This window comes from Pseudoclavibacter sp. JAI123 (genome assembly GCF_013409665.1).
GTDB lineage: Bacteria > Actinomycetota > Actinomycetes > Actinomycetales > Microbacteriaceae > Pseudoclavibacter.
Genome location: NZ_JACCCM010000001.1, coordinates 1,935,234 through 1,957,936, shown reverse-complemented (window position 1 = coordinate 1,957,936; position 22,703 = coordinate 1,935,234). Strand labels below are relative to the sequence as shown.

The following is a 22,703-nucleotide window of genomic DNA, read 5'->3' as shown; positions in this document are numbered from 1 at the left end:
CGACGGAGGTGCGAGTCAGCGGTCCTCGTCGGCTTCCTCCTCAGCCCAGGCCTTGGCGCGCTCCTGAAGCTTTTCGGGGGCGCGCTTGGCCTCCGCCTCGGAGGTGAACGGGCCGACGAGCTCGGAGCCGAGGGACTGCTTTCCGACCTCCACCTCTCCCGTGCGCGAGTTGTACCAGAATTCCTGTGCATGCGTATCGGTCATAGGCTCAAGCGTATGCCGAAAGACCCGAGAACCGGACTCCTCACACCCGGCCCAAGCGCACCAGTCCGATCCGTTCCCTCCTCGATCGCACGCCCGCCGTACGTCGGCAAGCAGGCACCGGACGCGTGGACCGGTGGTGACGTGTACACACCGGACGAGGTTGCACGCATCGCTCGCGCATCCGCCATCGCCGCCGACGCGCTCCAGCACCTGGAGCAGCACGTCGTGCCTGGCATCACGACGGACGAGCTCGACAGCATCGCCCACGACTTCGTGACGGCCCGCGGCGCCTACCCATCGACGCTGGGCTACCGCGGGTTCCCGAAGGCGAGCTGCACCTCGCTCAACGAAGTCATCTGCCACGGGATCCCCGACGGCACACGGCTCGAATCGGGCGACATCCTCAACGTCGACATCACCGCCTACTTCGAGGGGATGCACGGCGACACGAACCGCATGTACCTCGTCGGTGAGGTGGATGAAGAGTCGCGGCTGCTCGTCGAGCGAACCCACGAGGCCATGATGCGCGGTATCGCCGCCGCGAAGCCGGGTCGCCAGGTCAACATCATCGGCCGAGTCATCGAGAAGTACGCGGGCCGGTTCGGCTACGGGGTCGTCCGGGACTACACGGGTCACGGGGTCGGCGGGGCCTTCCATTCCGGCCTCATCATCCCGCACTACGACGCTCCCCAGTACACGACCGTGATCGAAGAGGGCATGGTCTTCACGGTCGAGCCGATGCTCACGCTCGGAACGTCGGACTGGCGTCTCTGGGATGACGGATGGACGGTCGTGACCGCCGACGGGTCCCGCTGCGCGCAGTGGGAGCACACCGTCGTGGTGACCGCCGACGGTGCGCGCCTGCTCACGGTTCCCACCGCCTGACGCCCACGGCACAGAAGGGCTATGGCTTCCGCGCCCGATATGCTCGCAGGCATGGGGAAGAGCAGAGCCACGAAGGCCATCGGCATCGACATCGGCGGGACCGGCATCAAGGGAGCGCTTGTCGACCTGCGAACGGGAGAGCTGCTCTCCAAGCGGCGGAAGGTCCCGACGCCGGTCGGTGGGGACCCCCGCGAGGTCATCGACGCGACCATGGAGATCGTCCGGAAGATCTGGGCGAAGGACCTCGACGGCGACACCGACGTGCCGGTCGGCATCAGCGTTCCTGCGATCGTTAAGCACGGCGTGACCCGATCCGCCGCCAACATCTCACCGCTGTGGATCAACTTCGCGGCACGCGCGGCGTTCTCGGAAGCTGTGGGCCGCGAGGTCGCACTCGCCAACGACGCGGATGCGGCCGGCATCGCCGAGGTTCGATTCGGTGTCGCGCACGGCAGGCTCGACAGCGTCATCATGACCACGCTCGGCACCGGCATCGGCACGGCGATGTTCTACGGCGGCCACCTGTTCCCGAACTCGGAGCTCGGCCACATCAGCATCGGCGAGCACAGCGACTACGAGAAGTACGCCTCGTCGAAGGTTCGGGAGCGCGAGGAGCTTTCGTTCGCGGAGTGGGGCGCCCGCCTCACCCCCTACTACCGCCAGCTCGAAGCGCTGTTCTCCCCCGACGTGTTCATCGTCTCCGGGGGCATCTCGAAGCAGGCCGATGAGTTCCTCCACTACATCGATGTGGAGACGCCGATCGTCGTCGCAGAGTTCATGAACAACGCCGGGATCGTCGGATCCGCGTGCCTTGCGGCAGAGCACTGGGTGTAGGGCTGCTCTCCACGACAGGAGGCCGGGGGCGACGCGTCGCCCCCGGCCTCCTGTCTCCAAGCTGAGGTGAGCAGGCCGACCGATACGCCGGGTTCTGTCCCGACTTGCGTCGGGGGCGGCCATCTCTCTCGCTCGCACGTTGCCGTGCGAATCCAGCGGCCTACCCGGGGACTCGGCGAGCAGCGTCGTCATCCCCTGTATGGCCTTGCTCCGGACGAGGTTTACCGTGCGGCACCTGTCACCAGGCACCCGGTGGGCTCTTACCCCACCCTTTCACCCTTACCCCTGCGTCCCGGAGGACGTCCCGCTCCTCGAAGGAAGCGGCGGCGGGGCGGTCTGCTTTCTGTGGCACTGTCTCGCGGGTTTCCCCGGGTGGGCGTTACCCACCGTCCTGCTCTGTGGAGCCCGGACGTTCCTCGGCATGGTCTCCCATGACGCGACCGCCTGGTCGACCTACTCACGTGCCATGCTACCGCCCTGGACGTGGCTACGAACCGTCGCGACGCCGCGGCACTCGCGAGCGAGCTGGCATCGTCGTGTCAGACAACAAATTCGGCGCACGCCGAGGCACTTCCTACCGCGCGGGACGTCGCTTGATAACGACTTAGTGAACGGCGTGGATGAACTCATATGTTCGTGTACGCTCCAAAAGCGCACGGCATTTCCACACGCAGATCTCAGGAATGCTGTGCACGACCCGCCGCGTTCTCGCAGCGAATCCGGGCAATGACTGCCCGTAACGGCGGTTCACTCGCAGTCAAGGACTTAAGGAGGAGTTCAATGACAACATCCACGAAGCGGCGAGCCGCAACAGCGGTTGCCGCACTCGCAGTTGCCGGTCTGGGTCTGACCGCCTGTTCAGGCGGACCCGGCGTGCAGGACAACTCAGGTGCCCCCAGTGACAACAAGGTCACGATCTACGGCACCATCGTCGACGCCGAAGCAGAGCTCCTCGAGGAGTCCTGGTCCGGCTGGGCGGAGGAGAACGGCATCGAGATCGTCTACGAGGGCTCCAAGGAGTTCGAGACGCAGATCTCCGTGCGCGCACAGGGTGGCACGCCGCCCGACATCGCGATCTTCCCGCAGCCTGGCCTCATGGGCGACCTCGCCAGCACGGGACTGCTCACCGAAGCCCCCGAGGGCGTCGTGAGCAACCTCGAAGAGTACTGGTCCGAGGACTGGAAGACGTACTCGTCCTACGACGGCACCGTCTACGGCGCACCGCTCATGGCGAACCTCAAGGGCTTCGTCTGGTACTCCCCCAAGTTCTTCAAGGACAACGGCTACGAGGTCCCGAAGACGTGGGAAGAGCTCGTCACGCTGACGGGTGAGATCCAGGGCAAGACGGGAACCGCGCCCTGGTGCGCGGGCTTCGGCTCCGACGCGGCAACCGGCTGGCCCGGAACCGACTGGATCGAAGACCTCGTCATCCGCATGCACGGACCGGAGGTGTACGACCAGTGGGTCGCCAACGAGATCCCCTTCACCGACGAGCGCATCCAGGCGTCGTTCGAAGAGGCAGGCAAGATCCTCACGAACCCCGACTACGTCAACGCAGGTTTCGGTGACGTTCGCTCCATCAACTCGACGGCATTCGGCGACGTCGCCCCCAAGCTCGTCGACGGCACGTGCGCACTGCACCACCAGGCTTCCTTCTACGACGGCTTCATCACTGAGGCCGGCGGCACCGTGGGTGAGGACGGCGACGTCTGGGCCTTCATGACGCCCCCCGCAGAGGGCAAGGAGCAGGCTGTCACCGGTGGCGGCGAGATCGTCGGATCGTTCAACTCGGACGAGGACACGGTCAAGGTGCTCGAGTACCTCTCCAGCCCGGAGTGGGCGAACAGCCGCGTCGCACTCGGCGGCGTGATCAGCGCGAACACGGGTCTCGACCCTGCCAACGCGAAGAGCCCGATCCTGCAGGAGTCCATCCAGATCCTTCAGGACCCCGAGACGACCTTCCGCTTCGACGGCTCTGACCTCATGCCGTCGGCAGTGGGCGCAGGTACGTTCTGGAAGGGCATCATCGACTGGATCAACGGCACGGACGTCAACACCGTGACGACCCAGATCGAATCCGGCTGGCCCTCCAGCTAAGCACTCGTGTGGAGCACCCGGCGTCCGCCGGGTGCTCCACACGCATTCCACCGCACGGACGACGTCGTCCCCCGCGAACGAACGTGCTTGTCTGCCACCCTGGAAGGTCACCATGGCAAGTTTCTTCACGTGGTTGGCTCAATTGCCACCATTTCTGCAAGTCCCGATCGTCATCATCGCGTTCCTCGCGGTGGTCGCGCTCATCGTCTACTTCGTCGAGCTCGCTCCTCGTCCCGGCACCAAGTACACGGTGCTCCGTCTCGTGGTCTGCATCGCAGTCCCGGTTGCGCTCGTCTTCATCCTCGGCACCTACACGTGGGCGGCCATCATCGCCATCGTGCTCGGCGCGCTCCTCTTCTGGCTCGACAGCCGGTCGCGTGAAGGCGCCGGCTACCTGATCGGTCTCATCGGCTTCTTCGGCCCAGCCCTGATCCTCGTCGTCGTCGGCCTCATCGTGCCGAGCATCCAGACGACCGGGCAGGCGTTCACGAACAAGGCCGGTGACTTCGTCGGCCTCGAGAACTTCATCTGGATCTTCACGCAGCCGAGCGGCCTCCGGACGGTCTTCAACACGATCATCTGGGTCGTCGTGACGCCGATCCTGTCGACGGTCGCGGGCCTCGCCTACGCGGTCTTCATCGACAAGTCGCGCGGCGAGAAGTTCCTGAAGGCGCTCGTCTTCATGCCGATGGCCATCTCGTTCGTCGGCGCGTCGATCATCTTCCGGTTCATGTACACGGCACGGCCCGCAGACCAGGACCAGATCGGCCTCCTCAACCAGATCCTCGTCTGGTTCGGCGGACAGCCGTACGACTTCCTGGCCGAGTCGCCGCTCAACACGTTCTTCCTCATCATCGTCCTGATCTGGGTGCAGACCGGTTTCGCCATGGTCGTGCTGTCAGCGGCCATCAAGGGCGTGCCGATGGACCAGATCGAGGCCGCCTCGCTCGACGGCGCCAACCCGTGGCAGCGTTTCATCAACGTCACGGTTCCCGGCATCCGCTCGTCGCTCGTCGTCGTCGTGACGACGATCTCCATCGCGTCGCTGAAGGTCTTCGACATCGTTCGCACGATGACCGCAGGCGCCAACGACACGAGCGTCATCGCCAACGAGATGTACACGCAGTTCAAGACCTTCGAGACCGGACGATCGGCCGCCTTCGCGGTCGTGCTGTTCATCCTCGTGCTGCCGATCATCATCTACAACGCGAACCAGATGAAGAAGCAGAGGGAGATCCGATGAGCGCCATCGTTCCAGTCGAACTTCCCGTCGACACCAAGACGGCGGAGCAGCTCGCGCGAGGCGAGCAGAGCACAAGCGGCAAGGTCAAGAAGAATCTCACCAGTCGATGGGCGACCGTCGCGGCGATTGCTATCGCCGTCATCTGGACCATCCCGACGTTCGGGCTCTTCGTCTCCTCGTTCCGCCCCAAGGCGGAGGTTGTCAGCACCGGTTGGTGGACGATCTTCGAGAACTGGGGCTTCACCTTCGACAACTACGTCGAAGTGCTCGCATCGGGCAACACGCAGCTGACGATGGCGCAGGCCTTCCTCAACTCGATCGTGATCGCCCTCCCCGCGACGGTCATCCCGCTCGCGATCGCGCTGCTCGCCGCCTACGGGTTCGCCTGGATGGACTTCAAGGGCAAGAACTGGCTGTTCATCCTGGTCTTCGCACTGCAGGTCGTGCCCATCCAGATGGCGCTCGTCCCGCTCCTGCAGCTCTTCGCTCGCGGCGAGATCTTCGGCGTCCCCGTCATCGCGGCGTTCGGCGCCGACGCCGGATTCGCGCAGGTATGGATCGCCCACTCGATCTTCGCCATGCCGCTCGCGATCTTCCTGCTGCACAACTTCATCGCAGAGATTCCGCGTGAGGTCATCGAAGCGGCCCGGGTCGACGGCGCGAGCCACGGCCAGATCTTCTTCCGCATCATCGTCCCGCTGACGCTGCCCGCAGTGGCCTCGTTCGGCATCTTCCAGTTCCTCTGGGTCTGGAACGACCTGCTCGTCGCGCTCGTGTTCGCCGACGGTGCGGTCGCCCCGATGACAAAGCTGCTCGCCGAGATCACGGGCTCCCGCGGTCAGGAATGGCCGCTGCTCACAGCCGGCGCGTTCCTGTCCATCCTGGTTCCGCTCATCGTGTTCTTCTCGCTGCAGCGATACTTCGTCCGCGGCCTCCTGGCTGGATCCACAAAGGGGTAGAACCCCGCCGGCACCATCACGTGCCAGCAACACCGAGGAGGGGGAGCCGCGAGGCTCCCCCTCCTTCGTGTGCGGCGCGCGTCTCCGCGCTGCATCCGAACCGCGGGGAGGACCGCGGCGCAGGGAGGCGGCGGCGCGCAGGTGGATACGGACAGCAGAACGCCCTCCGCAGATCGCGAGATCTGCGGAGGGCGTTCCGTGCTTTCGAAGGAGTGCTAGCTGGTAGCCGCGCCGCTCGCGAGAGCGTCGTTCGCCTCCTGGAGGCGGATGGCCTCCGTGAGCGCACCGCTGATGCGCTGCTCCGTCTCCGGGTCGAAGATGTGGATGTGGTCGTTGTCGGTCGTGACGTAGATCGTCTCGCCGACCTCGGGGTGGCTGCGACCGTCGACGCGAGCGACGATGTCCGTGCGCTTCCCGTCGATCATCGAGTGGCCGTAGAGGTAGCCCTCGGCGCCGAGCTCCTCGACCAGGTCGACCTCGACCTTGAGGCCGGGCTTCTCTTCACGCGAGATGATGATGTCGTCCGGGCGAACGCCGACGGTCGCGGTGCCCGACTTGAGCTTCGCCAGCGTCGCGCGCTCGAGCGGGATGACGTCGGTGCCGAAGCGGACGCCCTCGGAGGTCAGGTCGGCACCGAAGATGTTCATCGACGGGCTGCCGATGAAGCCGGCGACGAAGACGTTCTTCGGCTTCGCGTAGAGTTCACGCGGTGTCCCGACCTGCTGCAGCACGCCGTCCTTGAGCACGGCGATGCGGTCGCCCATCGTGAGCGCCTCGGTCTGGTCGTGCGTGACGTAGACCGTCGTGACGCCGAGACGGCGGGTGAGGCTCGCGATCTGCGTGCGCGTCTGCACGCGCAGCTTCGCGTCGAGGTTCGAGAGCGGCTCATCCATGAGGAAGACCTGGGGGCTGCGGACGATGGCGCGGCCCATGGCGACGCGCTGACGCTGGCCACCCGAGAGCGCCTTCGGCTTGCGGTCGAGGTAGGGCTCGAGGTCGAGGATCTTGGCGGCCTCGAGGACGCGCTTCGCACGCTCTTCCTTGTTGATGCCGGCGATCTTGAGCGCGAAGCCCATGTTCTCGCCGACGGTCATGTGCGGGTAGAGCGCGTAGCTCTGGAACACCATGGCGATGTCGCGGTCCTTGGGAGGGAGGTGCGTGACGTCGCGGTCGCCGATGAGAATGCGTCCGCGGTTCACCTCTTCGAGGCCTGCGAGCATGCGGAGCGATGTCGACTTGCCGCAGCCGGACGGGCCGACGAGGACGAGGAACTCTCCGTCGTCGATCTCGAGGTCCAAGCTGTCGACCGCTGGGCGAGCGCCCTCGGTGTAGATGCGCGAGGCGCTTTCAAAGGTCACAGTTGCCATAGGAGTACTCCCTCATTACCGGCAGGTACGTGCCGGACGATCCGTAGTAATAGGTGAGGAGCAACGATGCGTTTCACTTCAAGCGACGCCGTCGGCGCTCCACCACTGAGTATGTCAGAACTCAGCGGCGGGCGCGCGACTTGTTCGAGTCAGAGCGAGGATTTCTCCGTGCGCACGAGGATCGCACCGGAATCCGGGCAGATCACGACGTCATCCGGCGCGGCGCGGCGGATCTTCTCGAGCTCCGGCCGATCGAGCGCGACGTTCGTGCCGGTCGTGATGATGCCGATGAGCTCGGCCGCGCCGACCCCGTACCGCTCCCGCTGCTTCTCGTAGAGCGCCACGAGATCGCTCGGGAGCGTGGCAAGCACGCTCTCCCGCTGTTCGGCGAGCACTCGATACTCGCCTTTCAAGTTGTCGCGGGCGGCATCCCGCAGCACGGTGAGCTCGGTCGCGCGTTCCTCGACCCCGCGCTGCGACTCGAGCGCTGCCTGGTGAGCCGCGGTCTGCTCTTCGACGCGCTGCATGACCTCGAGTTCGCCGTCCTCGAGGATCGAGCGACGACGCTGGAGCACCTCGATCTCGCGCTGCAGCGCCTCGATGTCCTTGCGGCTCGATGCGCCCTGCAGGCGCTCGTCGTCTCGTTTGAGACGCGCCTCCACGGTCGCCACATCCGACTCGATCTTGCTGAGCTCACTCCGGGAATCCTCGAGCTGGCCCAGCAACCGCACGACCTCCGCGCGATGCTGCGTCCGTTCCTCATCGAGGGCGTTCAGGTGATGCTGCTCCGGCAGATTCTTCGCGACGTGCTGCACCCGTCGACGCTTCGTGTCGACGTCGGCGAGTTCGAGCAGACGCCGCTGGTCCGCCTCGCTGGCCTTCATGCCTGGCCCGTGTTCATGTCTTGGATGACGTTCATAGTGCTCTCATTCTGTCGTGAAGTCGCGCGCTGCCCGCACAGGGCGCGCTCTCGTGCGCTGAGTCGACTACTGCGGGATGGCGAAGTCCCATGGGTCCGTCCGCAGCTCCGAGACCTCGACCTCCACCTCGGGGAACGCCTCCCGCAGCTCGCGCGCGGCGTGATCCAGCCACAGCCACTCACTCGCCCAGTGCGAGGTGTCGATGAGCGCCGGGCCGCTCCCCCTCGCGAGGGTCTCTTCGAGAGCCTCGGACGCGGGATGATGCCGGAGGTCGCTCGTGATGTAGACATCGGCGCTCACGACTGCTGGCTCGCTGAGCAGCGAGTCGCCCGCACCTCCGCAGAGTGCGACCGTCTCGACGACCCGGTCGAACGCGCCCGCGGCCCGGATGCCCGTGGCGGTTGCCGGCAGGATGCTGGCGACCCTCCGGGCGAGCGCACCGAGCGTCATCGGTTCCGGCAGGAGACCGACGCGGCCGAGTCCGCGACTCGGGTGGTCGCTCGATACGACGATGGGGACAGCACCCTCGAGGCCAAGCGCTGCGGCGAGCGCGGCGGAGGTCCCGGTCTCCACGACGTCCGCGTTGGTGTGGGCCGCGATCAACGCGCACCGGGCTCGGATGAGGGTCGCGAGGAGTGCCCCCTTCGCGGTCGTCTCCGCGACGGTCGTGACACCGCGCAGGAGCAGCGGGTGATGCACGAGCAGGAGGTCAGACGAGGTATCGACCGCCTCGCCGACGGTGATCTGCGTCGCATCCACCGCCAGCAGGATTCGGGTGATGGCCGCCTCGGGCGAACCGGACACCAGTCCGACCGAATCCCAGGCCTCCGCCCCCGCGGTTGGCCAGCTTCTCTCGGCAAATTCCAGCACGTCGCGCAGTCGGGTCACCATAGGGCGATCCTAGCCGCGGTGATGCGGCCAACCACTGGACTTTCCGCGTAGAGTGAGCAGTTCATTGCTCCTTCCCCCGGGAGTCCTTCTATCAGAGTTTCCCCCAGGAGACGTCTTGTCAGAACAAGAGCGCGGCCCTGTCGCGAATCCCGCGAAGCGTCCGACCATCCGCGATGTGGCTGCGGTCGCTGGCGTCTCCAAGTCTCTGGTGTCACTCGTCTACAGCGACCCGGAGAAGGTCAGTGAAGCTCGCAAGGGGCGCGTTCTCGCGGCCGCCGAGGAGCTCGGCTTCCGCCCCAACCTGCTCGCCCGTTCCCTCGCGACGAACATGAGCGACTTCATCGGCATCCTCGTCGCCGACCCCGTGAATCCGGTCTTCGCCGAGATCATCGACGCCGCGAGCCTGGAGTTCGACCGGGCAGGGCGCCGCGGTTTGATGACAACCGCCGTGCTGCCGAAATCCGGGACTGTTCGTCGGCTGAACGAGGGAACGATCGCGACGCTCAGCGACCTGCGTCCCCGAAGCGTCCTCATCGCGGGTTCCCTCCCGGATGTGACGTCACTCGGATCGCTCGCCGAGGACCGACCGGTCGTCGTGGCCTCGGGACTGGCGGAGGGCCTTCCGAACGCGGGCAGCGTGCGAACCGATGACAGGAAGGGCCTCGCCCTCCTCGTCGAGCACCTCACCGGCCTCGGGCACAGCGACATCGCGCACCTCGGCGGTGTGACGGCCGTCGGTCGCAGCCGAGCGGAGGCGTACGAGGAAGCCATGACCACGCACGGGCTCGCGCGTCACGTGCATGTGCAGGACAGCGACTTCACCGAACTCGGCGGCTACGTGGCCGCGACCAGCCTGCTGTCTCGCGGGACCCCGCCGACAGCCATCATCGCGGCGAACGACCTCGCAGCCCTTGGCGTGCAGCGTGCTCTCGATGAGCGGGGGCTGACCCCCGAGGACGTGGCGCTCACCGGGTACGACAACTCGTTCCTCGCGTCGATAGCCGGGGTCTCCCTCACGTCAGTCGACCCGCACAACGGCGTCATCGGACGCGAGGCGGCGCGTTGGCTCATCGAAGCCGAGGCCGGTAACGACTCGCTGCCGCATGAGCTGCTCATCGAGCCGCGCCTCGTCGTACGACGGTCTTCAGGCTCCGGCATCTGACGGCAACGGCAGCGGCAGCCGTGCAGGCAGGCTTCCGCTATCTCGTGAACGTGACTCCCCACGAGGCTGTCCAGACCCCGCCCGGTTCGATCCCGATGAGGTCGGTGCCGGAATTCAGAGCGTCCGGTGGTGCCGTCATGGGCTCCGCAGCGAATGCGAGGCCCGTACCGCCATGGTGCCCCTCGGGACGAGGGAAGTCGCTCGGCGTGTAGAGCTGGACGTACCGGAAGTCGTCGTCGCCCCACAACTCGAGTCGGGCGCCCGACCGGGACGAGAGAGTGACCAGCGTCTTCTCGCCGCTCGGGCGGACCTTGAACGCGTAGTTCAGGTCGAGCTCCCGAAGCTCGCGTCCCGACGTCAAGTCGAACTCGCCTCCGGTGACGACAGGCTCCGTGCCGACAGGGAGCAGGCGGTCGTCGAGGAGAACCCGCTCGGTCAGGTCGGACGTGACCACAAGGTCCCCGATGGGCTCCTCGCCCAGCCGGAAGTACGGATGCGCGCCAACCGCGAACACCGCGTCCTGCGCCCCGAGATTGGAGACGGTGTGCGTGACCTCGAGTCCGTCCTGCCTCGCCCGATACCGAACGCAGTGTCGGAGGGTGAACGGCCATCCGTGCTGGGGGTAGACCGTCGCCCCCAGCTCGATGCTCGAGGAATCGGTGCCGAGGACCGCGTACTCGGTGTTTCGGAGCAGGCCGTGCGACGCGTTGCCCTTGCTCGGCTCCGTGATGTCGAGCTGCTGAGTCTTGCCGCCGAAGCTCCATCTGCCATCGCGGACCCGGTTCGGCCACGGGAAGAGGGTGATGCCGGCCCCGAACGGCGGGAGGACGTCGTCGCCGAAGTCCTCGACCAGCTGCACGCCGTCGACGTCGAGAGATCGAAGCACCGCCGCGACGGTGCCGACCGCGACGCGGACACGCCCATTCTCGAGATGGTGCTGAACGCCGGTGACGGGTGGGTGCATGCATCCACCGTAGCGCTCGGAGCCCGCGGTCAGCGGCTGCGTGACCAATCGCGCAGCACGGCTCGCGCGGCGTGCATCCCCGGCATCCCGTGCACTCCTCCCCCGGGCGGGGTGGACGAGGAGCAGACGTAGAGTCCACGGCGGCCAGCTCGGTACGGGTGCAACGACGGAGCAGGTCTGAAGATCTGCTGCGTGCCGGCGAGCGTTCCTCCGCCGATGTCGCCGCCAACGAGGTTCGGGTTCCAGGCCTCGAGGGCACTGGGCTTCCACTCGCGGCGGTCACGGATGACCTCCGAGAAGCCAGGGGCGAAGCGCTCGATCTGCGCCTCGAGCGCGGGACGCACGTCGAGGTCCGCTCCGTTGGGGACGTGCGCGTAGGTCCACAGCACCTGCTTGCCGTCGTGGGTGCGGCTCGGGTCCGCGTTGGACTGCTGCGTCACCATCACGAACGGACGGTCGGGCATGCGGCCACGGTTCACGGCCCGCTCCGCGGCGACGATCTCCTGCATGCGACCACCGACGTGCACGGTGCCGGCACCGGTCACGCGCTGATCCGCCCACGGCACCGGACCGTCGAGCAGGTAGTCGATCTTGTGGACGCCGACCCCGTACTTCCACCCGGCGAGGTGGGCGGCGTACCGAGACCCCAGCTGCTCGTGCGCGACGCGCAGGATCTGCTTCGGGGTGAGGTCGAGCAGCACCGCGTCGGCGTCCGGCAGGTCCCGGAGGTCGGTCACCTCGGCGTTCGTCTCGATGCGGCCACCGTGCGCGAGCACGACCCGGGCGAGCGCGTCGGTGATGCTGCTCGAACCGCCCTCGGCGACCGGCCATCCGGTGCTGTGGCCGAGCGCGCCGAAGGTGATGCCGAACGCCGCGGTCAGCGCGTGGGTCAGCGGGAGCGTCGCGTGCGCGGATGAGCCAGCGAACAGCGCCTTGGCGGCTCCGCTGCGGAAGAGCAGGCCGGCGATCGTCGCGGCGGGGAGCGCACCGAGCGCTCCGAGGCGCACCATGTCGAACGGGTGCGGCGGGATCCGCAGGAGCGGCCCCATGGTGTTCTCCACCGTCTCGAAGGGGTGGTGCGAGAAGTGCTCGTGCAACCACCTCCAGGCCGGCCCGTCGACGCCGAGCTCGTGGGCGGTCCGCTCGATGTCCCGGTGCAGCATCGCGGCGCGACCGCCTGGCAGCGGATGGGCCATCGGGATGTCAGGGTGCACCCACGTGAGACCGTTGGCCTCGAGTTCCAGCTCTCGGAAGGCGGGGCTCGCGATGCCGATCGGATGCGCCGCGGCACCGAGATCGCTCACATACCCGTCGCCGAAGAGTTCCGCCGACCTGGACGCTCCCCCGATCTTCGCGGCGCGCTCGTAGACGACGACTTCGACGCCGCGCTTGGCGAGCAGCGCCGCTGCCGTGAGGCCGTTCGGCCCCGCGCCGACGACGATAGCGCGGCGATTCATGACCTGACGTCCCTCGAGGCCTGCTCGAGGAAGCGCTCCTCCACGGAGTCTTGGCTGATGCCCTGGAGGAGATCGATCTGCGCTTGCGAACGCGCCAGGAGCTCTTCGAGCCCGGAGAGCACGAGGCGCGGATCGCGCGGCTGCACCGCGATGAGCGCCTCCCACATGGACAGCTTGGCGCGGACCATTCCAGTGAGCATGTCCAGTTCGAGCTGGGTGCTCGGTCGACGGCGCAGGCGAAGGATGTTCACGGGGTTGAAGGTGCCCGCGAGACGAGCGCCGTTGGTGAGCCACAGCTTGAGGAAGGACTCCTGGTAGCCGAGCCCTTCGATCAGCGTCTTGAGGTCGCGCCGGTCTGCGGCGATGTGTGCCACGAGTACACGCATGGTCTCCTCGTGGGGCGTGCCCGCCCAGGTGGCAGTGGCGGATTTGAAGGCCCTCAGTCCAGCCTCCGAGGCAAGGAGGTGCGCGTTGAGGTAGCCCGCGTAGACCTCGTGGTCGAATCCTCGTGTCGTTGTCATCGGATGCTCCTGAAGATCGTCGTTTCTTGATTCTCTCGTGGTGTCTGCTCCTCACCGCAAAGACGGCTGAGGAACATCGCGAACCCTCCGGGGGTGCGTCCGGTCGTACGTGCGGAGGTCACGACCGGATGTCTGGCGCTCGAGCGCACGACGCCACCGAGCCGTATGACCGCCGAGGTGAGCTCGACGTCCTCGTGCTCGCGCAGTGGAGGGTACTCGCCGGCCTGCAGGTACGTGGAGGCTCGAATACCGAGGTTCGCGGCGTGGATGTGGGGATGACCCTCCTCGAAGACGTAGTCCTCGAGCCATCTGGTCTCGAGTTCCGTGTCTCGGGGGTCGCCGCTGCGCGCGAGGAGCACCGTGCCGAGCAGCAGGTCGGCTCCGTCGTCGGCGAACTCGAGCTGCCCGACCAGCCAGTCCCTCGGCACAGCCGAGTCCGCGTCCGTCGAGGCGATCCAGGCGGTGTGCAGTTCGAATGGGGTGTCACCCGAGTGGGCTGTCGACAGGGTGAGTGCGGTACGGACACCGTCGCGCCTCGCGCGGCCCACGGATCCGTGCGCACGTTCGATCAGGTGGATGCGGGGATCGCGGTGCGCGGCGCGCTTTGCGATCTCGAGGCTCGAGTCGCGGCATGAGTCGAGAACGAGCACGACCTGAACCCGCACGTGGCGGCCTCGCCGAGCCCTGCCGAGGGCATCCATGGCGACGGTCAGCGCAGCGAGGCAGGTCTCGAGGGTGCGCTCTTCGTCGCGTGCCGGGACGACGATGCGCACGTCGCGGATGCGGGCATCCTCGTCGACTCCTCGTGGCCGCGACGCCCAGCTCATGCCGTCTCTTCCGGGAATCGGCCCCTGTCGAGATCCGAGGCCGCGGGGACAGTGACGTGCGAGCTGGCGAAGCAGGAGTTCCCGGCGACGCTCCCGTTCTCGTAGATGTCGATCAGTGTCTCGTCCTGCGTGTACGAGGCCAGGCGGCGCATGCCGAGGCGGGCGGTCAGCGAGTGAACGCGATCCCCGTCGAGCGGCCAGCCGACGATGGGACCACGCCAGTGGCAGAGCACCAGCACTCCAGCGGGGGGCAGCGCCCGACGCGATCTCGCGATGAGCTCGCAGAGCTCGTCCTCGGCCAGGTAGTAGCCCGTCTCGGAGAGCACCACGAGGTCCAGCTGGCCATCGTTCACGTCGAGCGCGGCCCAGTCACGTGGAAGGGTCGCGAGGACCAACTCGACGTCTGCGTTGCCGGTCAGTTTTCCCTCGGCCAGCTTCAGCGCCTCGGGGCTCGCATCCGCGGCCAGGAGTCGGGAGCACCTGCCAGCGAGCTTCGACGTGCTCTCACCGATCGAGCAGCCGATCTCGAGGCCCCGCTCGTAGCGCTCGGCCGGCAGCATCGCGAGCAGTACGTCGAGCTTGCGCCGCTCGTACCAGCTCGAGCGGAGCTCCCACGGGTCGACGGCATCTGCGTGCACTTCGTCGAAAGCCAGGCGCGCGGAGGCAGAGTCCCGCGTGGCGGGAGCCGTCACCCGGAAGACCTCGACGTCGCGCCGGAAATGCTGCAGGTGCGCCTGACTCAGCACCGGCTCGTCCCCAGCAGCGTCGGAGAGGGGACGCACCTGAGACGCGTGGGCGGAGATGGCGCGGTCTTTCGCCCGGGCAGCTTCCGGGGCGAGCGTGAGGCTCCGCCAGTGTCGCCACTCCGTATCCGTCACCGGGTCGGCCCAGTGCCAGAACCAGATGGGGAACTCCAGCAGCACCGCATCGGCGTCGAGAGCAGCTCGGGCCAGCGCCTCGCCGACGGCGTCATGGTCGGCGTGCCCGTCCCGCCGGTACGGGGCAGCAACGATCAACCGCCGGTCGGGGGCGTCGCGCAGCCTCGCTCCTGCGGCCGCTGCGATCTCGTCGACGGCGGCCGAGAGCTGCCCATCGGGCAATCCGAGTTCGGAGAGATCAAGGCGGCCGACTGGACGTCCCGCCAGGCGGGCGATCATCGCCGCGCCCTCATGCAGCTCGCGGAGAGCGACATCGAATTCAGCGCGGCGGAGTTCGCCGAGCCTCTGCTCGGAGAGGCTCCGCGATTCCGGATGGGAGGCCTCGCCCCGGGTGCACAGCAGCACGCTCACGTCGACGCCCGCGGCGAGCGCGGAGACGACGAGCCCTGCGGCGCCGAGGGACTCGTCGTCGGGATGCGCCGCCCCGACCAACAGCATCGTCTGCGCTCCGCCCTTCGGCGAGAACAGCTCACCGTCGAGGTGCGGCAAGCCGGTGACGCCGGCCTCCAGCCAGGCAGCTTCGGGAGTTCCCCCCTGCAGATGCGTGAACGCAGGCTGCGCTGCGCCGATCACGAGGCCTCGCCCCCGGGCGCCGCGTCGCGCTCCGCCCGGCCCGCGTCGGAGAGCGACCGGCCGCGGGCAGCGTCGTCGCGCGCGCCGTGGTGCTGCCGGAGGTACATGGTTAGATCCGCGACGCGCCTGGCGTGGACGGGGTCGAAGGCGAGGGGCGCCGGTCCCAGCGACTCCCCGCAGATCGCGAGGAGTCGCGTGCATGCGCTGGCCGTGTTGCCGCGCACCCGCTGCGCGAGGCCCCAGTCCGCGGTCCCCGCGTCGATGCGGTCGGCGGCGTCCTCCAGCTGCACGCGGATGCCGTGGAGCAGGCGGTCGGCTTCCCCTAGACAGGCGTACCCCAGCTGGTCCGGCTCGCGAGACCGCGCCGAGCTCTCGAGCGCCCGACCGAGCGCCACCGCGGCGCCGAACCAGACAGCCGCGACGCCGATGCCGCCCCAGGCGAACCCAGGACGCGAGGTGTACCACTCAGCGCCGTCGCCGATGGTCCACGCGGACGCAGCACCGAGATCCACCGGCCCGCTCGGCACCCCGGTGAGGCCAGTGAGGGGCGCGCCCCCCTCCCGGGGAACGACGGCGTCCTGGCTGAGGTCGAGCACGAACATCCACTCGCCATCCGCGTCCGACGCCGTCACGAGCGCGCGGTCGAGGCTCGACGCGAGTGAGCACCACCGCTTCGTTCCCGAGAGGGTCGCGCGACGCGGTGAGCTGTCATCGCCCGCCGCGGGATCCGGTTCCCACCGGACCTCGACGGGCGAGGCGGAAGCGAAGACACCCCAGCTCGTCCCGGGGTCGATCGAAGATCCGGACTGGGCCAAGATGGCGGCCGCGTCGAAGTGCGGCTCGATGACTCGGGCCGCGGTCAGATCAAGCGCGCCGAAGCCGGACAGCAGCCCGAACAGCGACCGTGTCCCGCCGTCGCCGGGAACGGGCGGCGGGGGCGAAGCACGCAAGGCGTCGATGACCAACGCCGCGTCTCCATCGCACGAGCCGGCCGCCGCCAGGAGTGCGGACGAACCATCCCAGAAGTCGGGGTCGACATCGATGCCCTGGAAGCTCTCAGACACGGCCTCTCCTTCCGGAAGTCCATCGAACGGAGCCGACACATGGCCCGAACGTGGCACGCTACGCACCCCGACCGTGAGTCCCCGGGAGGGTTGACACCGGCCATGCAACCGACTAACTACGCGCGCTCACGAGTACCGACAGACACCCAGGCACGCGGAGGAAATTCCCACGGAGTCGGCCAGGACGTCCCGTAGCGTCATCACCCTCATGACGAAGACTCCCCCCGGACTCCCCCTTCGCGACTACGCCGCCCTCGGCGATGGCCGCACCGTCGCCCTCGTCGCCCCGAACGGGCGAGTCGACTGGCTGCCCCTCCCGAACCTCGACTCCGTGCCCGTCTTCGCGCGCATCCTCGACGAGGAGACAGGCGGATGCGTCGAGCTCGTCCCCCGAGAAGCCCACGAATCCACACGCCGCTACATCGAGAAGACGAACGTGCTGGAGACGACCTTCACGACCGCCAGCGGCGTCGCCCGTGTCACCGACGCCATGGTCACGGGCGTCGCCGGACGACTCCCCTGGGCCGAACTCGCGCGTCGCGTCGAGGGGATCGACGGATCCGTCGAGTTCACCTGGCGGATCTCGCCCGGAACCATGCTCGGGACCAAGTCCCCGTGGCTCGACCGAGTCGGCGAGCACACCATCATCCGCTGCGGTCAGCTGTCGATGGCAATCGTCGGCTCGGACCATGGCCCTGCCCCCTCCGACCCGACCAGCGCTGACCCCGCCGATCTCCACGGCCGCTTCACCACCACCGCGGGCTCACGGCACCTCCTCGTCCTGACCGCAACGGAAGGCGAACCGCTTCGTGTGCCCGGCCCGGCGAAGGTCGACCAGGGTATCGATCGGACCATCGACAGCTGGCTGACCTGGTCTGAAGAGTTCTCCTACGAGGGTCCGTGGTCCGAGCAGGTTCAGCGAAGCGCTCTCGCCCTCAAGCTCCTCATCCACAGCCCGACAGGCGCTATCGCCGCCGCCGCGACGAGCTCTCTGCCGGAGAACCCGGCTGGCGGCAAGAACTGGGACTACCGCTTCGCCTGGATCCGAGACCTCGCCTACACGGCTCACTCCCTGACCTGGTTCGGGCTTCGGGAAGAGACGCACGCGGCGATCTCCTGGCTGCTCCGGACCATCCGCGAGCAGGGGCCGGACGTCCTTGTCATGTACTCGCTCGGCGGTTCGACCTGCGCCGGTGTCGTCGAGTACGACGTGCCGGGCTGGCGCAGCATCGGCCCGGTCGTCACCGGCAACCCTGCGCAGGGGCAGCTCCAGCTGGGCATCTACGGCGACCTCATCGCCATCAGCCGCACCTACGTCGACGACGGCAATCTGCTGGATGTCGAGACGGCGCGCCTGCTCGCCAAGGTCGCCGACAAGGTGTGCGACGAGTGGCGCAGCCGCGATGCCGGGATGTGGGAGCTCGGCGACGAGCAGCACTACACCTCCTCGAAGATGGGGTGCTGGCAGGCGCTGACCGACGCGATCGCGCTCGCCGAGGGTTCGCACATCAACGGCGACGTCGCACGCTGGAAGGCGGAACGCGACCGGATTCACGATTGGACCGACGAGCACTGCTGGTCCGAGGACCTCGCAAGCTACGTCATGCACCCCGGGACGGACCGCCTCGACGCCTCGGTGCTGCTGCATGCGCCGAGCGGCTTCGATCGAGGTGAGCGGATGTCGTCCACGATCGACGCCCTGACTCGGGAGCTCGGCCAGGGGTCGCTGCTCTACCGGTACTCGGGCGTCTCAGCGGAGGAGCACACGTTCGTGGCCTGCGCCTTCTGGCGGGTGTCCGCGCTCGCGTGCGTGGGCAGGCACGAAGAAGCAGTCTCGGCCATGGACGACCTCGTGACGCAGACCAACGACGTCGGTCTGCTCGCCGAGATGATCGCTGCCGGGGACGGAGCGTTCTGGGGCAACCTGCCGCAGGGACTCAGCCACCTGGCCCTCATCAACGCAGCCCTCATGATCAAGGACCTGGTGCCGAAGGAGGCCCACGATGACCGGTGAACCGAGCGTCTTCCGCGAACTGCGCTCCGTGCTCGTGGAGAGCATCTGGTGGGACGCCCGAACGGAGGAGCTGGCCTGGGTGGACATCACCGAGGGCACGTTCCACCTGGGGAGCCTCGGCGGAGCGCGGGACGGCAGCGACGACCGCATCTCCGAGCTCCCAGCTCCGGTGAGCGCCATCCAGCCGGCCGCGGGCGGCGGTTTCGTCGCCTCGCTCCAAGACCGCATCGTCGAGCTCGACGCCGGCGGACGCCTCACGAAGACCCTCGCCTCGGTCGAGCACTCGCACGGTGGCATCCGCTTCAACGAAGGCAAGGTCGACCCGTTCGGCCGCTTCGTCGTCGGCTCCATGAACATCACCTCGACGGCCCCCGACGGCGCTCTCTACACGTTCGACGCCGAAGGAACGGTGCGGATGCTGCTCGGCGGGTTCCACACGACCAACGGCCTCGAGTGGAGCGAGTCGGGCGACACCATGTACGTCACGGACACCTCGACGCAGACCATCTACCGCGCAGCGTACGGCCCCGGCCCCGACGATCTCGGCGAACTCGAGCCGTTCATCCGCGGTCGGAACTCGGATGGTCTGGCACACGCTGTCGACGGCTCGTTCTGGAACGGCATCTACGGTGACGGGAGCGTCGCGCACTGGAGCTCGGACGGGGACCCGCTCGGGGATCTGAGCGTCCCCGCCCCGAACGTGACGTCCGTCGCCTTCGGGGGTGACGCACTGTCGACCCTCTTCGTCGGCACGGCGCGCGAGAACCTCACGGAGAGCGACCTGGTCGACGCCCCGTTGAGCGGCTCGATCTTCGCCGTCGAAGGCGTGGGTCGGGGGCGCCCCGCTTCTGTGTTCGGGCAGACCATCGGCACACCCTGACGTATCCGTCCCCCAACTCGACCGAACCGCACACCACACGAACGACGTAGACGGGAAGCAGACATGGATCTAGGTATCACCGGCAAGAAGGCGCTCATCACCGGCGGCGACTCAGGTATCGGCTGGGAGACAGCCAAGCAGCTCCTCGACGAGGGTGCGACCGTCGTCCTGAGCGACCGAGACGACGACTCGCTCGCGGAGGCCGCGGCGAAGCTTGACGCGCCCGAGGGGCGGCTCTTCTCGCACGCCGCCGACATCACGAAGCTCGACGATCTCGCGGAACTCCACGGCTTCGTGCAGGAGCACGTCGGAGACATCGACATCCTCGTCCAGTCGGCCGGCATCACCGGCGCGCAGGGGCTCTTCCACGAGATCGACGACGAGGGCTGGACCAAGACGGTCGAGATCGACCTGCTCGGGCCGGTCCGCCTCGTCCGGCAGTTCCTCCCCTCGCTCCGCAAGGGCGGCTGGGGACGCATCGTCTTCCTGGCCTCCGAGGACGCCGTCCAGCCGTACGACGACGAACTGCCCTACTGCGCGGCGAAAGCCGGCATCCTCGCCCTCTCGAAGGGCCTCTCGCGCAGCTACGCCTCTGAGGGACTGCTGGTGAATGCGGTGTCTCCCGCCTTCATCTCGACGCCCATGACCGACGCGATGATGGAGAAGCGCGCCGACGAGCTCGGCACGAGCTTCGACGAGGCCATCGAGTCGTTCCTCGACGAGGAGCGCCCGTACATGGAACTCGGCCGCCGCGGGGAGGCCCACGAGGTCGCCTCCGTCATCACCTTCCTCTGCTCAGACCGAGCCTCCTTCGTGAACGGCTCGAACTACCGAGTCGACGCGGGCTCGGTAGCGACCATCTGAGCGTCATCCGCTTCGCGCGGACTCGCTTTCCCCTCACCCACGAACGATCAACCGAACGAACAGGAGTCGAACATGGCCAATCAGTACACCTTCACCGACCCGACTAAGCTCTACAGCGAGATCGAGCCGAACTCCGACGACCAGACGGAGCCGGGACTCGACGCGAAGCTCCGCGACACCGCCGACCTCGGCGAGAGCACCTACGAGGGTTCCGGCCGACTCAAGGGCCGCCGCGCCCTCGTCACGGGCGGCGACTCCGGCATCGGGGCTGCAACCGTCATCGCCTTCGCCCGCGAGGGTGCAGACGTCGCTCTCGCCTACCTGCCCGAAGAGCAGGAGGATGCAGACCGCATCACCGCGATCGCACAGGACGCTGGTGTCAACGTCGTGCAGCTGCCCGGCGACCTGACCGACGAGAAGTACGTGAAGGGCCTTGCGGATGCTGCCGTCGCGAAGCTCGGCGGTCTCGACATCCTCGTCAACAATGCCGGGAAGCAGATCTACAACGAGGACCTGACGACGCTCACGAGCGAGCAGTTCGACGAGACGTTCAAGGTCAACGTGTACGCGATGTTCGAGATCTCGAAGGCCGCGATCCCGCACCTCCCCCCGGGGTCGACGATCATCAACACCACGTCGATCCAGGCCTACTCGCCGGCTCCGATCCTCGTCGACTACGCATCGACGAAGGCGACCATCAACGCCTTCACCAAGGGCCTCGCGCAGCAGCTCGCGCCGAAGGGCATCCGCGTCAACGCGGTCGCTCCCGGCCCGATCTGGACGCCCCTCCAGGTCACGGACGGCCAGCCGCCGGAGAAGGTCGAGCAGTTCGGCGAGGACACACCGCTCGGGCGCATGGGGCAGCCAGCAGAGCTCGCGCCCGCGTATGTCTTCCTGGCTTCACCCGAGTCGAGCTACGTGCTCGGCGAGACGCTCAACGTGAACGGCGGCATGCCCACGCCGTAGCACTCGGCTCATTCGTCGACGTCGGACGCCCGCGCCTCAGGCGCGGGCGTCCTCGTCTGCATCCGTCGGGCACGTGAGCGTCACGGTCGTGCCCGTCTCGTTCGTCTCGAAGCGGATGCGTGCGTGGACAAGCGCCGCCCGCTGCCGCATGGATGCAATGCCGTGGGTTCGCGCCCCGAGCTCCTCGAGCCGCGCGGCGGCACCGTGTCCGTCGTCCGTGACCGTGAGCACCAGCGTCGATGGCCGCCAGAGCAGCACGACGTCGATCCGACTCGCCCCGGCGTGACGCCTCGCGTTCCTGATCGCCTCGACCGCGATGGCGTGCAGTTCCTCAGCTGCGGGCGCGGAGACTCGGCCCCTGGTGCCGATCTCGGTCACCTCCACAGGCGTCAGGATCGGCAGCTCGTGGCTCGCGTACTCGAACAGGGCATCCGGGAAGTCCTGCGGTGCGGGGTGCTCGAGGTCCCAGCTGAGCGCGTCGACGATCGCCGCTGCTCGAGCGGGACGGTCACCGCCGAGCTCGGGCAGGATCGACTCCCGCAGCTGACGCGCGAGGCGGAGCTCCGCGACGCGCTGAACTCCGGAGAGCTGGCCGCGGAGCGTCTCGGCGTAGGCGAGGGCCCCCGGGACGAACCTGCCGAAGACGCTCGAGTGCAGCACCTGGGCGACCGTCACCGTCGGCACCGGCATCCGGGAAGCGAACGCGGGAAGGGCGACCTCGAAGAGGACGTTCGCCGATACGAGAGGCTGGGCCGGGTGCAGGCCCTGGGCGAGCAGCACGTCGGCCGTCGCCTGCATGAGGCCGAGGTCCAGCGAGGCGGGGGCTTGCAGGTACCCGAAATCGCGGAGTCCCGCGAGCCTCGTCCAGGCCTCGGTGAGGATCTCCACGACGTGGGCGCGGAAGACGGGATCGAGGTCGCCATCTTCGACCGCCGCATCGCCGCGTTCCGAGAGCAACGCCATCGCGGCATCGAGGACCTCGTCGATGGCGTCGGTGAGATCGGACTCCGCCACGTGGGCGGTGGTGGCAGCGGGGTCGCGAAGGGGGAAGTCGTCGGTCACGCTCCAGATCC

21 protein-coding genes and 1 other RNA gene are annotated in these 22,703 nt (G+C 67.7%); 10 read left to right on the top strand and 12 right to left on the bottom strand.

Going from position 1 to position 22,703, the window contains the following annotated elements; all coding sequences use genetic code 11:
- Window positions 1-15 precede the first annotated feature (15 nt).
- Window positions 16-204: an SPOR domain-containing protein gene (locus tag HDC34_RS09205; RefSeq protein ID WP_179556640.1), complete on the bottom strand. Its 189-nt coding sequence runs from the start codon at window positions 202-204 to the stop codon at window positions 16-18.
- Between the two features lie 12 nt (window positions 205-216).
- Between HDC34_RS09205 and map the strand changes: the two genes are divergently transcribed.
- The gene (gene map, locus HDC34_RS09200; RefSeq protein WP_179556639.1) at window positions 217-1,089 is read left to right on the top strand and encodes a type I methionyl aminopeptidase; all 873 of its coding nucleotides are present in this window, start codon (window positions 217-219) and stop codon (window positions 1,087-1,089) included.
- A gap of 51 nt (window positions 1,090-1,140) precedes the next feature.
- Window positions 1,141-1,923, top strand: coding sequence for a polyphosphate--glucose phosphotransferase (gene ppgK, locus HDC34_RS09195; RefSeq protein ID WP_179556638.1), 783 nt, complete (start codon window positions 1,141-1,143; stop codon window positions 1,921-1,923).
- Between the two features lie 67 nt (window positions 1,924-1,990).
- Here ppgK and rnpB read toward each other — a convergent pair.
- Window positions 1,991-2,379, bottom strand: an RNA gene (rnpB, locus tag HDC34_RS09190) — RNase P RNA component class A.
- Window positions 2,380-2,703: 324 nt separating this feature from the next.
- On the opposite strand from rnpB, the gene HDC34_RS09185 reads away from it, so the two are divergent.
- The 3 genes from HDC34_RS09185 to HDC34_RS09175 all read left to right on the top strand — a co-directional run bounded on the left by HDC34_RS09185 (window position 2,704) and on the right by HDC34_RS09175 (window position 6,222).
- Window positions 2,704-4,020, top strand: coding sequence for an ABC transporter substrate-binding protein (locus tag HDC34_RS09185; protein ID WP_104312041.1), 1,317 nt, complete (start codon window positions 2,704-2,706; stop codon window positions 4,018-4,020).
- Between the two features lie 112 nt (window positions 4,021-4,132).
- Window positions 4,133-5,263: a carbohydrate ABC transporter permease gene (locus tag HDC34_RS09180; protein ID WP_179556637.1), complete on the top strand. Its 1,131-nt coding sequence runs from the start codon at window positions 4,133-4,135 to the stop codon at window positions 5,261-5,263.
- Entirely contained in the window at window positions 5,260-6,222 is a 963-nt protein-coding gene (locus HDC34_RS09175) for a carbohydrate ABC transporter permease (RefSeq protein WP_104312043.1), read from the top strand. Before HDC34_RS09180 ends, HDC34_RS09175 begins: the two co-directional genes overlap by 4 nt.
- Before the next feature lie 215 nt (window positions 6,223-6,437).
- Here HDC34_RS09175 and HDC34_RS09170 read toward each other — a convergent pair whose 3' ends face one another.
- From HDC34_RS09170 to HDC34_RS09160, 3 genes are all read right to left on the bottom strand, one after another.
- Complete coding sequence (locus HDC34_RS09170; protein ID WP_104253354.1) at window positions 6,438-7,589, bottom strand: ABC transporter ATP-binding protein; 1,152 nt, start codon at window positions 7,587-7,589, stop codon at window positions 6,438-6,440.
- A gap of 149 nt (window positions 7,590-7,738) precedes the next feature.
- A complete protein-coding gene (locus HDC34_RS09165; RefSeq protein WP_104312044.1) occupies window positions 7,739-8,473 on the bottom strand; it encodes a zinc ribbon domain-containing protein in 735 nt (244 codons plus the stop codon).
- Window positions 8,474-8,575: 102 nt separating this feature from the next.
- Window positions 8,576-9,400 (bottom strand): Nif3-like dinuclear metal center hexameric protein, encoded by an 825-nt coding sequence (locus tag HDC34_RS09160; RefSeq protein ID WP_179556636.1) that lies wholly within the window; start codon window positions 9,398-9,400, stop codon window positions 8,576-8,578.
- A gap of 115 nt (window positions 9,401-9,515) precedes the next feature.
- Between HDC34_RS09160 and HDC34_RS09155 the strand changes: the two genes are divergently transcribed.
- Entirely contained in the window at window positions 9,516-10,562 is a 1,047-nt protein-coding gene (locus tag HDC34_RS09155; RefSeq protein WP_179556635.1) for a LacI family DNA-binding transcriptional regulator, read from the top strand.
- A gap of 37 nt (window positions 10,563-10,599) precedes the next feature.
- Here HDC34_RS09155 and HDC34_RS09150 read toward each other — a convergent pair whose 3' ends face one another.
- Genes HDC34_RS09150 through HDC34_RS17795 form a run of 6 tightly spaced genes read right to left on the bottom strand, consistent with a single transcriptional unit; the run spans window position 10,600 to window position 16,906 of the window.
- The gene (locus tag HDC34_RS09150; RefSeq protein WP_179556634.1) at window positions 10,600-11,526 is read right to left on the bottom strand and encodes an aldose 1-epimerase family protein; all 927 of its coding nucleotides are present in this window, start codon (window positions 11,524-11,526) and stop codon (window positions 10,600-10,602) included.
- A gap of 29 nt (window positions 11,527-11,555) precedes the next feature.
- The gene (locus HDC34_RS09145) at window positions 11,556-12,983 is read right to left on the bottom strand and encodes an NAD(P)/FAD-dependent oxidoreductase (protein ID WP_179556633.1); all 1,428 of its coding nucleotides are present in this window, start codon (window positions 12,981-12,983) and stop codon (window positions 11,556-11,558) included.
- Window positions 12,980-13,504: a hypothetical protein gene (locus HDC34_RS09140; RefSeq protein ID WP_179556632.1), complete on the bottom strand. Its 525-nt coding sequence runs from the start codon at window positions 13,502-13,504 to the stop codon at window positions 12,980-12,982. Before HDC34_RS09140 ends, HDC34_RS09145 begins: the two co-directional genes overlap by 4 nt.
- Complete coding sequence (locus HDC34_RS09135) at window positions 13,501-14,331, bottom strand: glycosyltransferase family 2 protein (protein ID WP_179556631.1); 831 nt, start codon at window positions 14,329-14,331, stop codon at window positions 13,501-13,503. The genes HDC34_RS09140 and HDC34_RS09135 overlap by 4 nt, the downstream gene beginning before the upstream one ends.
- On the bottom strand, window positions 14,328-15,842 hold the full coding sequence (locus tag HDC34_RS09130; protein ID WP_308807296.1) for a bifunctional PIG-L family deacetylase/class I SAM-dependent methyltransferase: 1,515 nt from the start codon (window positions 15,840-15,842) through the stop codon (window positions 14,328-14,330). Before HDC34_RS09130 ends, HDC34_RS09135 begins: the two co-directional genes overlap by 4 nt.
- Window positions 15,839-16,906: an acyl-CoA dehydrogenase gene (locus HDC34_RS17795; RefSeq protein WP_257023100.1), complete on the bottom strand. Its 1,068-nt coding sequence runs from the start codon at window positions 16,904-16,906 to the stop codon at window positions 15,839-15,841. The genes HDC34_RS09130 and HDC34_RS17795 overlap by 4 nt, the downstream gene beginning before the upstream one ends.
- A 208-nt stretch (window positions 16,907-17,114) precedes the next feature.
- Here HDC34_RS17795 and HDC34_RS09125 point away from each other — a divergent pair, with 208 nt between their 5' ends.
- The 4 genes from HDC34_RS09125 (at window position 17,115) to HDC34_RS09110 (ending at window position 21,630) form a co-directional block, all read left to right on the top strand.
- A complete protein-coding gene (locus HDC34_RS09125; protein ID WP_179556629.1) occupies window positions 17,115-18,920 on the top strand; it encodes a glycoside hydrolase family 15 protein in 1,806 nt (601 codons plus the stop codon).
- Entirely contained in the window at window positions 18,910-19,800 is an 891-nt protein-coding gene (locus HDC34_RS09120; protein WP_179556628.1) for an SMP-30/gluconolactonase/LRE family protein, read from the top strand. Before HDC34_RS09125 ends, HDC34_RS09120 begins: the two co-directional genes overlap by 11 nt.
- A gap of 63 nt (window positions 19,801-19,863) precedes the next feature.
- A complete protein-coding gene (locus HDC34_RS09115) occupies window positions 19,864-20,664 on the top strand; it encodes an SDR family NAD(P)-dependent oxidoreductase (protein WP_179556627.1) in 801 nt (266 codons plus the stop codon).
- Between the two features lie 72 nt (window positions 20,665-20,736).
- Window positions 20,737-21,630 carry an SDR family oxidoreductase gene (locus HDC34_RS09110; RefSeq protein WP_179556626.1) on the top strand — a complete coding sequence of 298 codons (894 nt, stop codon included), beginning with the start codon at window positions 20,737-20,739 and terminating at the stop codon, window positions 21,628-21,630.
- A gap of 36 nt (window positions 21,631-21,666) precedes the next feature.
- On the opposite strand, the gene HDC34_RS09105 is transcribed toward HDC34_RS09110, so the two are convergent.
- Entirely contained in the window at window positions 21,667-22,692 is a 1,026-nt protein-coding gene (locus HDC34_RS09105; protein ID WP_179556625.1) for an ATP-binding protein, read from the bottom strand.
- Between the last annotated feature and the right edge of the window lie 11 nt (window positions 22,693-22,703).

Bases quoted from the DNA above. Each gene is read 5' to 3' on its own strand.
- HDC34_RS09180 (WP_179556637.1), top strand. From the start codon at position 4,133: ATGGCAAGTTTCTTCACGTGGTTGGCTCAATTGCCACCATTTCTGCAA.
- HDC34_RS09150 (WP_179556634.1), bottom strand. From the start codon at position 11,526: ATGCACCCACCCGTCACCGGCGTTCAGCACCATCTCGAGAATGGGCGT.
- ppgK (WP_179556638.1), top strand. From the start codon at position 1,141: ATGGGGAAGAGCAGAGCCACGAAGGCCATCGGCATCGACATCGGCGGG.
- HDC34_RS09140 (WP_179556632.1), bottom strand. From the start codon at position 13,504: ATGACAACGACACGAGGATTCGACCACGAGGTCTACGCGGGCTACCTC.
- HDC34_RS09205 (WP_179556640.1), bottom strand. From the start codon at position 204: ATGACCGATACGCATGCACAGGAATTCTGGTACAACTCGCGCACGGGA.
- HDC34_RS09115 (WP_179556627.1), top strand. From the start codon at position 19,864: ATGGATCTAGGTATCACCGGCAAGAAGGCGCTCATCACCGGCGGCGAC.
- HDC34_RS09185 (WP_104312041.1), top strand. From the start codon at position 2,704: ATGACAACATCCACGAAGCGGCGAGCCGCAACAGCGGTTGCCGCACTC.
- map (WP_179556639.1), top strand. From the start codon at position 217: ATGCCGAAAGACCCGAGAACCGGACTCCTCACACCCGGCCCAAGCGCA.
- HDC34_RS09160 (WP_179556636.1), bottom strand. From the start codon at position 9,400: ATGGTGACCCGACTGCGCGACGTGCTGGAATTTGCCGAGAGAAGCTGG.
- HDC34_RS09175 (WP_104312043.1), top strand. From the start codon at position 5,260: ATGAGCGCCATCGTTCCAGTCGAACTTCCCGTCGACACCAAGACGGCG.
- HDC34_RS09120 (WP_179556628.1), top strand. From the start codon at position 18,910: ATGACCGGTGAACCGAGCGTCTTCCGCGAACTGCGCTCCGTGCTCGTG.
- HDC34_RS09170 (WP_104253354.1), bottom strand. From the start codon at position 7,589: ATGGCAACTGTGACCTTTGAAAGCGCCTCGCGCATCTACACCGAGGGC.
- HDC34_RS09125 (WP_179556629.1), top strand. From the start codon at position 17,115: ATGACGAAGACTCCCCCCGGACTCCCCCTTCGCGACTACGCCGCCCTC.
- HDC34_RS09110 (WP_179556626.1), top strand. From the start codon at position 20,737: ATGGCCAATCAGTACACCTTCACCGACCCGACTAAGCTCTACAGCGAG.
- HDC34_RS09135 (WP_179556631.1), bottom strand. From the start codon at position 14,331: ATGAGCTGGGCGTCGCGGCCACGAGGAGTCGACGAGGATGCCCGCATC.
- HDC34_RS09165 (WP_104312044.1), bottom strand. From the start codon at position 8,473: ATGAAGGCCAGCGAGGCGGACCAGCGGCGTCTGCTCGAACTCGCCGAC.
- HDC34_RS09145 (WP_179556633.1), bottom strand. From the start codon at position 12,983: ATGAATCGCCGCGCTATCGTCGTCGGCGCGGGGCCGAACGGCCTCACG.